The 12,422-nt window shown below is 61.8% G+C and carries 8 protein-coding genes; 2 read left to right on the forward strand and 6 right to left on the reverse strand.

The window, feature by feature from the left end; all coding sequences use genetic code 11:
- Positions 1-139: 139 nt before the first annotated feature.
- On the forward strand, positions 140-2,161 hold the full coding sequence (locus WIF35_RS10685; RefSeq protein ID WP_412478202.1) for a PAS-domain containing protein: 2,022 nt from the start codon (positions 140-142) through the stop codon (positions 2,159-2,161).
- Between the two features lie 7 nt (positions 2,162-2,168).
- Positions 2,169-2,900: a response regulator transcription factor gene (locus WIF35_RS10690; protein WP_412478203.1), complete on the forward strand. Its 732-nt coding sequence runs from the start codon at positions 2,169-2,171 to the stop codon at positions 2,898-2,900.
- Here the strand turns inward: WIF35_RS10690 and WIF35_RS10695 are convergent.
- From WIF35_RS10695 to WIF35_RS10720, 6 genes are all read right to left on the reverse strand, one after another.
- Positions 2,897-5,122, reverse strand: a complete 2,226-nt coding sequence (locus WIF35_RS10695) for a PAS domain-containing protein (protein ID WP_412478204.1) — start codon at positions 5,120-5,122, stop codon at positions 2,897-2,899. The two genes, WIF35_RS10690 and WIF35_RS10695, sit on opposite strands and share 4 nt — an antisense overlap.
- 174 nt (positions 5,123-5,296) lie before the next feature.
- A complete protein-coding gene (locus WIF35_RS10700) occupies positions 5,297-6,865 on the reverse strand; it encodes a bacteriohemerythrin (protein ID WP_412478205.1) in 1,569 nt (522 codons plus the stop codon).
- A 314-nt stretch (positions 6,866-7,179) separates the two neighbouring features.
- On the reverse strand, positions 7,180-9,231 hold the full coding sequence (gene fusA, locus WIF35_RS10705; RefSeq protein ID WP_412478206.1) for an elongation factor G: 2,052 nt from the start codon (positions 9,229-9,231) through the stop codon (positions 7,180-7,182).
- Between the two features lie 55 nt (positions 9,232-9,286).
- Positions 9,287-10,645: a bifunctional UDP-N-acetylglucosamine diphosphorylase/glucosamine-1-phosphate N-acetyltransferase GlmU gene (glmU, locus tag WIF35_RS10710; RefSeq protein WP_412478207.1), complete on the reverse strand. Its 1,359-nt coding sequence runs from the start codon at positions 10,643-10,645 to the stop codon at positions 9,287-9,289.
- Between the two features lie 39 nt (positions 10,646-10,684).
- A complete protein-coding gene (locus WIF35_RS10715) occupies positions 10,685-11,419 on the reverse strand; it encodes a YEATS-associated helix-containing protein (protein ID WP_412478208.1) in 735 nt (244 codons plus the stop codon).
- 62 nt (positions 11,420-11,481) lie between these two features.
- A complete protein-coding gene (locus WIF35_RS10720) occupies positions 11,482-12,357 on the reverse strand; it encodes an arginase (protein ID WP_412478209.1) in 876 nt (291 codons plus the stop codon).
- Positions 12,358-12,422 lie beyond the last annotated feature (65 nt).

Genomic DNA, 12,422 nt, shown 5'->3' on the forward strand with positions numbered 1-12,422 from the left:
TCTCTGCGGTGATACCGGCTGCATCCGCTTCTTTGTTATGAGGAGGAGAATGGCAAAACACTCTTGCTCAACTATTGGCGGAATGTAACGAATCGTTACACTCCCGGAGCCTATCGAAACACTGCACTAGAATCGCCCGATGCCGACCATCCCCCCCCTTGCCGAACAGCCAGAACTGCCGCAGCGCTTCGACATGCTGCAAGCCGGTCTCGACCTGCTCGACCAGGGCATCACGGTCTTCGATGCCGACTTGAAACTGGTCGCCTGGAACCAAACCTTTCTCCGCCTGCTCGACTTTCCGGCTCACCTGGCCCGTGTCGGCGCCCCGTTCGAGAGCTTCATCCGCTTCAATGCCGAACGCGGTGAATATGGGCCCGGCGATATCGACTCCCAGGTCGAGGAGCGCCTGGCCGCCGCCCGCGACTTCGCCCCCCATATCCGCGAGCGCCAGCGCCCGAACGGGCGTGTCCTGCTGCTGCGCGGCGAACCGCTACCGCACAAGGGTTTTGTCACCCTCTATTCGGACATCACCGAACAGCGCTACATCGAGCACCTGACCGAGCACCAGAATACCCAGCTCGAGGAGCGCGTACGCCGGCGTACGGCACAGTTGGAAAACGCCAACGCCAACCTGCGCCGGGTCAGTGAGGAAAATGCCCGCAACGCCGCCGCGCTGAAACGCAGCGAGGAGCGGCTGCGCCTGATCAACGACACCATTCCCATCCTGCTCGGCTACGTCGACAAGGATGAGGTCTACCGCTACGCCAACAAGGGCTATTCCGACTGGTATGGTCATCCGGAGGGCGGCGTCACCGGACGGGATGTTCTCGACGTGATTGGCCCGCAGGTCTACAGCCAGGTCAGGGATTCGGTCGAGAAAGCGCTGTCCGGCGAACAGGTCACCTACGAGTACCAGATGGAACGCGACGGGCAGACCGTCTTCGCGCGCAGTACCCTGGTCCCGGAAATCTCTCCGGAAGGTGAAACCCTCGGTTTCTTCGTGTTCTCGCACGACATCACCGAACAGAAGCGCATGCAGGCGGCGCTGGTCCAGGCACAGAAGATGGAAGCCATCGGCCAGCTGACCGGCGGCCTGGCCCACGACTTCAACAACCTGCTCACGGTCATCATCGGCAACCTCGCTGCCTTGCAGGATCACCGGCCGGACGACGCCGGCGTGAACGAATTCGTCGAGCCGGCCCTGCAATCGGCCCGCCGCGGCGTGCAGCTGATCAAGCGACTGCTCACCTTCTCGCGCCAGCAGCCGCTGGAGCCGCAAACCGTCGCCGTCGGCCCGCTGATCGCCGGGCTGGCCAAGCTGGTTCGCCGCTCGCTGCCCGAATCGATCACCATCTCGACCGACCTCGACCACGCCGATATCCATGCCCTGGTCGACCCCGGGCAACTGGAAAGCGCCCTGCTCAATTTTGCCCTGAACGCCCGCGACGCCATGCCGGAGGGCGGGCGCCTGCACATCGCCGCCCGGCCGGTCGAACTCGATACCGACGCCGTCGCGTTTGACGTAGCGCTCGGACGCTATGCCCTGATCGAGGTCGCCGACAACGGTTGCGGCATGGACGCCGCGACGCTGGCCCGTGCCTGCGAACCCTTCTTCACGACCAAGCGCTTCGGCCTGGGCAGCGGGCTGGGCCTGGCCATGGCCTACGGCTTCGCCAAGCAATCGGGCGGCGGCATTGCCATCCATAGCCAGCCGGGACAAGGCACGACCGTTCTCCTTGTCCTGCCGCTGACGCAGGCCGATCTGCGCCCAGACGATGCGGCCGCCGACCTGCCACTGGTCAGCGGCGGCGAACTGGTTCTGTTGGTCGAAGATGACCCGAATGTCCGCCGCGTCGTGCGCCAGCAACTGATCGATCTCGGCTATCCGGTCATCGAAGCCGAGAACGGCGCGCAGGCCCTCGAGATGGTCGAGCAGATTTCCGACATCGCCATCGTGGTCAGCGACATCATCATGCCCGGCGGCATGAACGGGCGCCAGCTGGCGGCCACCGTGCGCCAACGACGCCCGGACATGCGCCTGCTGTTGATCAGCGGCTACAGCGACGAAGCCGGCGACCCCGACATGTCAGACGACCTGCCGGTCCTGGCCAAGCCCTTCTTCCGCGAGGAGTTGGCCCGAGCTCTGCAGAAAGCCAAGTGAGTTAGTTATGAAAGATTCGGAACAAGGCAAGCTGATCGTCCTGGTCGAAGACGACCCGGATGTGGCCCGCATCACCGAACAGGTGCTGGGGGATTTCGGTTTCCGCACCGTTTGGTGTCGCAGTGGCGGCGAGCTGCTACGCCGACTGCGCACACTGTCGCCGGACCTGTGCATCGTCGACCTCGGCCTGCCCGACATGGACGGCCTGGAAGCGATGCAGCGCATCCGGGCGCAATCGAGTTGCGGCATCCTGATCCTGACCGGGCGCGCCCATGTCAGCGACCGCGTCATGGGACTCGAACTCGGCGCCGATGATTACGTATTGAAGCCCTTCGAACCGCGCGAACTGGTCGCCCGCGTCCGCAGCATCGTGCGCCGGCGCGAAGCGGCGGGCGAGCAACCGGGCAAGCAGATCGCCGAATTCGGCGGCTGGCGCTTCAATCTGGGCAACAACACGCTGCAAGCGCCGAATGGCGAAGAGCATCTGCTCAGTACCTCGGAAGCCGAACTGCTGAAGGTTTTCGTCAGCAACCCCAACCGCATCCTGCAACGCGAGAAATTGATGGGAACGCGCGATCTGGCACCGACCGATCGCGCCATCGACGTCCGTATCTCGCGCCTGCGCCGCAAGCTGGAACCCGACCCGCACAGCCCGGCCTTCATCAAGACAGTCTATGGCGCCGGCTATCTCTTCCTGGCCAATGTCGAATGGTCAGGCGACGGCGTGAAGACAATCTAGCCGGCCTGGCGTCTCGCATCCAGCCACTTCAACAGCATCCGGAACAGCAGGTCGGGCTCGACCGGTTTGGAGATGAAATCGCTCATGCCGGCTTGCAGGCAGCGCTGGCGGTCTTCGTCAAAGGCATTGGCGGTCATAGCGACGATGGGCGTCGCCTGCCGCTCGGGCAAGCGCCGAATAGCTTCGGTGGCGGCCAGGCCGTCCATTTCCGGCATCTGCATGTCCATCAGGATCAGCGCATAGTCGGTACTGGCCGCTTTCTCAACGGCCAACCGGCCATTTTCGGCAACATCCACAGCCAAACCGGTGTCTGCCAACAAGGCGAGCGCCACTTCCTGATTGATCGGATCGTCTTCCACCAGCAGGATATGGCGACCGGCATGCTGCGCCATCAGCGTTTCTTCGGGCGCTGAGTGAATGGCATGTAGCGCCTCGGCCGGCGAGTGGCCACGGCGTAACTGGGCCGTAAACCAGAAACAACTGCCGCGCCCGACTTCGCTCTCGACGCCAACCTCCCCGCCCATCAAGTGCGCCAGGCGTTGCGTAATCGCCAGACCGAGGCCGGTGCCCCCGTATTTGCGCGTCGTCGATGCATCGAGCTGCTGGAAGGAGTGAAACAGCGAAGCAAGCTTTTCCGGTGCGATACCGATACCGCTATCCTGAACCTCGAAGCGGACCTGCACGCCGTCGGCATCTTCGCCAAGCAATCTGGCCCGAATGGCGATTTCGCCCCGCTCGGTGAATTTGACCGCATTGCCGGCAAAATTGAGCAGCCCCTGGCGCAAGCGGGTCGGATCGCCGCACAAGAAGGGCGGGACATTGCCGTAATCGACGCTGACACGCAGGCCCTTCGCTTCCGCGGCATCGGTGATCAGCGAACGGACGTGGTCGAGGACGCCGCTAAGCGGGAAATCGGTTTGCTCTAGCACCAGCTTCCCGGCCTCGATCTTCGAGATGTCGAGTATGTCGTTGATGATCAACAGCAGATGCTTGCCCGCTTCGTCGATCTTGTCGATGCGCTCGCTCTGCTCCCGCGTCAGTTCGCTGCGCTTGAGCAGTCGGGCGTAACCGAGGATGGCATTCATCGGTGTGCGGATCTCGTGGCTCATGTTGGCCAGGAAAGAGCTCTTCGCCACACTGGCGCTCTCTGCCGCCTGTTTGGCGACCGCCAGTTCTGCCGTACGCCGCTCGACCAGTTCCTGCAGATGCTGACGATGTTCTTCGAGCTCCTCGGTCATCTGCTTGCGCGGCGTGATGTCTTCGGAAAAGATCAGGATGCCTCCGACTTCCCCTCCGTCATTGCGCCAGGGACGGACCTCCCAGCGCAACCATTGCCGAGTGCCGTCGAGCCGCTCGAAACATTCCTCCTCGGCGCGGATCAATTCTCCGCCCAGTCCCCTTTGGTGGATTTGGCGCCAGGACTCGGGAATTTCGGGAAATACTTCGTAGTGCGACTTGCCGAGCAATTCGGTTTCGCCCAGACCGTAATCGTCCTTCCAGCGCCGACTGGCCGCGAGATAGCACATGTTGCGGTCGAACATGGCAAGCGCAACCGGCGCATGCTCGATGAACAGTTGCAGCCGGTCGTTGATCTCGCGCAGTTCGCCTTCGGCCTGTTTCTGTTCGGTGATATCGCGCGAGATGCCGAAGGTACCGAGCAGTTCGCCCCTGGCATCGATGATGGGGCCTTTGGTCGCCAGGAAAATTCGCGGACCGTGCGGCGTATCGAGGTGCTCAATCTGGTTCAGCTGGCGTCGCTCGGCCAGGATGCGCCGATTGGTCTCCATCAACTTGCGGGCCTGCTCGGGCGGGAAAATATTGTTGTCGTCGTGGCCGATGACCTCGACCGGCGATTTGCCGACGAATCGCCCCGCTGCCTGGTTGAACAGCAGATAGCGGCCCTCGGCATCCTTGGCGAAGATGGCGTCCGACGAACTGTCGGTGATCGCCTCAAGCAGGTTCAACGCCTGCATGCGCGCTTCGATGGCCTGCGACAGCTGCCGCCACAGGCGGCGCATCAGCAGGTAGAGCAGCAGCGCGGTCACTCCGACGAAGAACCATCCTTTGATGATGCTGAGTCGGGTCCATTGTGCCGGGTTCGGGAACATCGCCTCGACAGCCGCATCGGACAACAGAATCCACATCGCGGCAAAAACCACGTAGATGACGACGATCCGAACGATCTCGCGGTGATACCCGGCAACGGTTTTCTTGATGTCCATGCCTGCTGCGCCGAAGGTGAAAATCCGTCAGTTAGCGTGCAATCGTTTGCACATAGCTACATTAGCATGGGTCAGAAAAATTGCCGCCAAACGGTATGGCGTACGCCGCCGCTTCAACAAGCATTTTTGCCTATTTTGGCCCGTGCACCGCAGCATCGGGCTGATCGACGGCGATCAGGCGACGTCGGCGATCAGTTCGCGTAACTGGGCGTCTTCATTCCGGATATGGCCAACCAGCCAATCGCGCAGATAGAGCAGGACCTCGAATTGTGCGGTCAGCGGATTGTCGTGCATCTCGCTGTAAAACTCGCGCAAACGCGCTTCGAAGCGATGGTGCTGGTGTTCCTGGCGGTCGAGGCGGGCGTAGCTGTAATGCGCCATCATTCTCTCCTCGGCCCGGAAATGAACCTGGGCATATTGATCCAGCGCCTTCAGGATACGCGCCACCTCGCGCGCGCCACGCTTTTGTGCGACCACATCGAAGAGATCGTTGGTCAGATCGAACAGATAGCGGTGATGCTCGTCGATGACGTCGATCCCGACGCTGTACTCCGGCATCCAGGAAACCCAGCCGCCCTCGCGATACGCTGTCTTCGGCAAGCTGACGGCTTGGCGTGGATCGATGATGTCGTCGCGATAGAGTTCGCGGATGCGCAGAATTTCCGGCATGGCACGCTCGAAGGCCGAAACGACGGCCGGGTCGAAGTGACCGCCGGACTCTCGCTGGATGAAGGCAACAGCTTCGTTGAAAGGCCACGGATGCTTGTACGGACGCACCGAGGTCAGGGCATCCAGCACGTCGGCGATGGCGCAGATTCTGGCGAGAATGGGAATTTCCTCGCCGGCGAGCGCATTGGGGTAACCCGAGCCGTCCCAACGTTCGTGGTGGCAACTGGCGATATCGCGCGCGGCACTGATCAGGGCATCGCTGCCATCGAGCAGGCGGCGGCCGATTTCCGTATGCGTCTTCATCACCTCGAACTCTTCGCCGGTCAGCCGACCGGGCTTGAGGAGGATGGCATCGGAAATGCCGATTTTGCCGACATCGTGCATCGGAGCGCAGATGTTCAATAACTCCCGCTGTTCTTCCGGCAAGCCCATGGCCTTGGCGATGGCGGTTGCGTAGTGCGTCATGCGCATGACGTGCATGCCGGTTTCGTTGTCGCGATACTCGGAAGCCGCACCCAGACGGCGAATGGCATCGGTGCGCGCATCTTCAAGTTCGACCTCGCGCACACGCAGGGTTTCGTTGACCAGGCAGCGCGCAACCAACATGGAAAGCGTGCGCGACAGATCGGTCATGAATTCGATCTCGACGGCATCGGGTTGCCAGAGCGGGTCGATGAACAACAGCAGGCGGCCGAGTTGCCGGCCGTCATCGGTCAGCGGCAGGACAAAACATGGCGCGCTTCCGGCGATGCCCTCGATCTCCAGCGGAGGACGGTGCATCTCGGGCGTACACAGGAAAGCCAGTTCAATTGCATTCGGCAGGCATGCCAAACGTCCCACCGGCCCATGCCTACCCCAGGCCGGCGGCAGGCCGAACTGGGCAACCTGGACAAGATGCTGCCGCGGATTGTTGAGCAACAGAACGCAGGCTGGACGAACCGAAATCCCAGGCAACTCGCTGAGCAAGGCATGCAGTCGTTCGAGCAGGCGATCGAGATCGCCATCAACCCCGCCAAGACGGGTGAGTTCGAAGGCCAGACGACTGACGGCCAGGATTTCCTGCTCTTTTTCCATCACTGAATCGCTAGCGCGAACGCTCCAATGCCAACCAGGAATCCATACGATATTCCATATCTCACAAAATCACCAGCACAATTACAATTAGACGAACGACTTACGGGAGGCCGTTCGGATCAATAACCGCCAAATCGACCGCAGGCAGGATAAATTGCCTTCCTGAACGGCCGGATGATCCAAATCAAATAGCCCGCAATCAGCATAATCATCATATTTATCGAATGAATGTGGGATACAACTCTTCCGCTACGCAAACGCAGGCAATAAAAAAGGGCTGAAAATCAGCCCTTTTTGCCTGTGCACCGCAGCAGTCATTCGTCTTCGTCGCGCAACTGGAATTTGCTCGCCATCTGCTGCTGGATTTGCGGCGGAACCGCCGCGTAGCGGGCGAACTCGATGGTGTAGCTGCCCTGGCCGCCGGTCAGCGACTTCAGGCGCGACTGGTAGTCGTTCAGTTCGGCCAGCGGCACTTCGCCGGTGATCGCTGCCATGCCGTGACCACGCCCGTCAGTACCGGTGATATGGCCCCGTCGGCTGGACAGATCGCCGGTCAGGTCGCCGATAGCGCTTTCCGGCACGATGATCTCGATATTGACGATCGGCTCGAGCACCATCGGCTTGGCGCCGCGAATCGCCTCGATCACCGCCTTGCGGCCGGCGATGGTGAAAGCCACTTCCTTGCCGTCCACCGCGTGCGTCTTGCCGTCGAATACGGTGACCTTGATGTCTTCGACCTCGTAACCGGCTACCACGCCGTCGGCCAGCGCCTGACGCACGCCTTTTTCTACAGCCGGCATGAAGACGCCGGGAATGACGCCGCCTTTCACCGCATCGACGAACTCGAAGCCCTCGCCACGGCCCTTTGGCTCGATGCGCAGATGCACTTCGCCGAATTGGCCGGCGCCGCCCGACTGCTTCTTGTGACGGTACATGGCTTCGGCATTGGCGGTGATGGTTTCGCGATAGGGAATGCGCGGCGGCTTGGTGTCGACTTCCAGCTTGTATTGCGCAGCCATCTTGGCCAGCTTGGCCTTCAGGTGGATTTCGCCCAAGCCGCGAATCACGGTTTCATTGCTGGTCGGATGACGCTCGACGACGAAAGTCGGGTCCTCCATGGCCAGTTTGCCAAGGATATCGAACAGGCGCTGCTCGTCGCCCTTCTTCTTGGTTTCGACGGCTAGGCCGGCCATCGGTTTGGGAAAATCGAGCGGTGCCAGATGGATGGCGTCTTCGTCGTGCGAATCGTGCAGCACGCAGTCGAACTCGATTTCGTCGACCTTGGCCACGGCGCCAATGTCGCCCGGCAGCAGCTCATCGACCTCGACCGTGTCCTTGCCCTGCAGCTGGTAGAGGTGGGCCACCTTGAATGGACGCTTGCCATCGCCGACGAAGAGTTGCATGTCCTTCTTCACCGTGCCCTGATGCACGCGGAAAATGCCGATCTTGCCCATGTAGGGATCGGCCACCACCTTGAAGACGTGGGCCAGCACATGCTTGCCGGCATCCGGCACGGCGGCGAAGGCCTCCGTCGCACCACCCGGTTCGCCCTTGTAGAACGGCGGCGGGTTGCCTTCGGCCGGGTTGGGCGCCAGCGAGGCCAGCACGTGCAACAACTCCTTGATGCCGGCACCGGTCTTGGCCGAGGTGAACAGGATGGGGATCAGATGGCCTTCGCGCAGCGCCTTTTCGAACGGCGCATGCAGGGCGGCCAGGCTCGGGTCGGCGCCGTCGTCGAGATACTGGGCGAGCAGGTCTTCGTCTTCCTCGACGATCTGGTCGATCAGCGCGCGATGGGCCGCCGCCACGGATTCGAAATCGGCATCTCCGGCATCGTGTTCCAGCACTTCGACCACATCGGCCCCACCATGCGCCGGCAGATCGAGAATCATGCACTGCTTGCCGAAACGCTCGCGGATATCGGCCACCAGGCCGGGCAGATCAAGGTTTTCGGCATCGATCTTGTTGACCACGATCATGCGGCACAACTTGCGCTCGGCGGCGTAGCGCATCATGCGCTCGGTCATCAACTCGACACCGGTCTGCGCATTGATCACGACCAGCGCGGTATCAACCCCGGCCAGCGAGGCAATCGCCTGCCCGGCGAAATCGGGGTATCCCGGGGTATCGATCAGATGAACGTGGGTATCTTCGTAGGCGAAATTGACGATCGCCGAATTCAGGGAGTGCCCGTCGTCCTTTTCCTGCGGATCGAAATCGCAGACGGTGTTGCCCTTGTCGACGCTCCCCTTGGCGGGAATTGCGCCGGTGGCATGGAGCAAGGCTTCGGCAAGACTGGTCTTGCCCGCGGCGCCATGACCGACAAGTGCGATGGATCGGATGGCTTCAGTTGCGTACTTCGACATCTTCTTCTCCCTGACAGTGCAAATCACTGCCAAGAATTGTACGCCTGCTAAAGCATCACTTTTTGATCTTTGTCGGTCTACTCCAATTACTCAGCGTCAGCTGCTTTGCCCGCGAGACGGTCAAAGCGTCGGGCGGAGCATCCTTGGTCAGGGTCGTTCCGGCCCCCAGGGTCGCACCGCGACCAACCCGCACCGGCGCCACCAGTTGAGTGTCCGAGCCGATGAATGCGTCATCTTCGATCACGGTCAAATGCTTGTTCACGCCATCGTAGTTGCAGGTGATGGTACCGGCGCCGACATTGACGCGCTGGCCGATCTCGGCATCGCCGATGTAGGCCAGATGATTGGCCTTGGATTGGGCGCCGATCTTGCTCTTCTTGACCTCGACGAAATTGCCGATATGCACCTCCGGGCCGAGCTCGGCGCCGGGACGCAGGCGGGCATAGGGACCGAGCACGCCATCCGGACCGATCACCGCATCCTCGAAATGGCAGAAGGCAGCGATACGCGTGCCGGCGCCCACCTTGACGTTTTTCAATACGCAATACGGCCCGACCTCGACCGCATCGCCCAGCTCGACCTTGCCTTCGAAGACACAACCGACGTCGATGGCCACATCGCGCCCGTGCGCCAGTTCGCCGCGAATGTCGATACGCGCTGGATCGGCCAGACGCACGCCGGCGACCAGCAGTTGATCCGCCAGGTTGCGTTGGTGTTGGCGCTCCAGTTCAGCCAGTTGCACCTTGCTGTTGACGCCGAGCACTTCCCACTCGCCTTCCGGCTGCGCGGTACGCACCGGCAGGCCTTCGGCCACGGCCAGCGCCACGATGTCGGTCAGGTAGTACTCGCCCTGGGCGTTGTCGTTCTTCAACTGGCCGAGCCAGGCATTCAGCCGTGCCGTCGGGATGGCCATGATCCCGGTGTTGACCTCGCGGATGGACTTCTGCGCCGGCGTGGCATCCTTTTCCTCGACGATGCACTGCACGTTGCCGGCCGCATCGCGCACGATCCGGCCGTAACCCGTCGGATTGGCCAGGTCGACCGTCAGGATCGACAAGCCGTCCTTACCTGCCTGCAGCAGGCGCTTCAGGGTGGTCGCTGTAGTCAGCGGCACATCGCCGTAGAGCACCAGGGTCTGCTCGGCCGTAGAGAGTTGCGGCAAGGCTTGGGCAACAGCATGGCCGGTGCCGAGTTGCTGCGCCTGTTCGGCCCAGCACAGGTCCGGCGCAGCCAGGGTATTTTGCACGACGTCGCCGCCGTGGCCATAAACGACGATCAGCTTCTCCGGCCCCAGCGTGCGGGCGGTGTCGATGACGTGCTGGGCCAGCGCCTTGCCGGCGACCGGGTGCAGCACTTTGGGCAGATTGGAATGCATGCGCTTGCCTTGACCGGCAGCGAGAATGACGATGTTCATGGTTCTAAGCTTTTGAGCCGGCACATTGGCCGGCGTTGATCAGGCAGTTTTCTTTTCGCCCTGGCCGGCCAGGATTTCTTCGAGCACGTTCTTGCCGCGCGCGGAGACGCACCAGTGCAGGACATTCTTGTCGTTGATGCGGGTTTCGATGACGCCGAGCGACTTCATGACGGTCAGCCGCTGGCTGACGAAATCGCGGGCTAGGCCGGTGCGATCGCAGATCGCGGCGAGATTGCCATAGACGAAGCTCTCTTCGGACAGCGCACGCAGGATTTCCACGTCGTTGTACGACAAGACTTCGCGCGGGTCCGGCTCGGCCGGGCGCACCGGCTCCGGTTCAGCCTTGGCCGGCACGGCAATGATCGGCTCCTCACGCTTCTGCTTCAACTGCACGACTTCGCGACGCACCTGGTCCATCTGGCCCATCAGGCGTTGCACGATGTTCTCGAACAGGCGACGAGAAGCGACCACGTAGATCAGGCAAAAGCCGGCGAAAACGTAGAAATCGATCGGCTTGGTGCGCGCCCCTTCGAGCAGGGTGCTGGAAATCATGTTCAGGAAGAGGGGTACGGTCAGCGCGGCGACCACGCCGAGCACCGGATACTTCAGCCAGTCCTTGGGCGCCGGCTCGCCGTGGCGGTCAGCCAGGAAGTAGTTGGCCATGCCGCCGAGGATGCCGGCGATCACCATGATGGCCAGGATCAGAAGCATGTGGCTATCGAGCGCCCCGCTGGGCACGCTCACCTGAAGGGCCGGCTGCAATTCTGCTGACATTGTTTCTCCCCCGAAATTTATGGCGCATTTTCACACGAACGGGGCGCCCTGTCGAAGGCGGCTTACGGTTGCTGAGCCGGGTCTTCGGCGAATGCCGTTTGGCAGATGGATTCGATCAAGTAGCGGGTCATGCCGGCCTGGTCGCATTCCGGGTTGAATTCGGCAATTTCGAGGGCGACGCATCCTGGCCGACGGCAGATGCCTTTCAACCCACTCAACAATTCCTCCGGTAGCAGTCCGCCGGCTACGGGCGTCGATACTCCGGGCGCATGGGTCGGATCTACGGCATCGATATCGAGACTGACTCCCCAAGGGCGCTCGCCGAAATTCCGGCAGGCCTCGTCGATGAATGCACTGAGGCTGCGTTCCCTGATTTCATTCAACAGATGAATCGTCACACCCAGCCGACGCAACAACGCGAGTTCGGCAGGCTCATGGCTGTGCCCGGCGAGAAGAACCAAATTGGCGGCCTCCAGAGATGGCCCGGCAACCCCGGAGAGGATGCTATTCCCCTCGCCCAGCAAGGCAGCCACCGGCATGCCGTGCAGATTTCCGGACGGGCTGGTCATGGGCGTATGCGCGTCAAGATGTGCATCGATCCAGAGCAATCCGGGGGCTTGTCCCAATGCCCGGCCAACGCCGCGCCAGGTGGCAGCAGCAATCGAATGGTCGCCACCAAGGATCAATGGAAAGTCGCCGTCACCGACGACCTGGGCGCAGAGCGCGGCATGGTCGGCCAGCCACGGGCCCAATTCATCGGCCTGGCAAATTATCTGACCGAATGTTTCCCAGCACGTGTCGACTCCCGCCTCGGTCAGGCGCCGATCTAGACCGGCCGAGCGCAACGCTGCTGCCCCCAGCTCCGTCCCGCGAAACGGAGCGCCGGCGCTGATTGGTGCGCCGATACAACGGACGTTGCGTTTGGCAGAAAGGGGCATTTCTCGGTCTCCGACTCGCTGCTGCGGTGCACTGCCATTTTGAGGCAAAAACCAAGGGGCAACAA

It is taken from the genome of Azonexus sp. IMCC34839 (assembly GCF_047047955.1).
Lineage (GTDB): Bacteria > Pseudomonadota > Gammaproteobacteria > Burkholderiales > Rhodocyclaceae > Azonexus.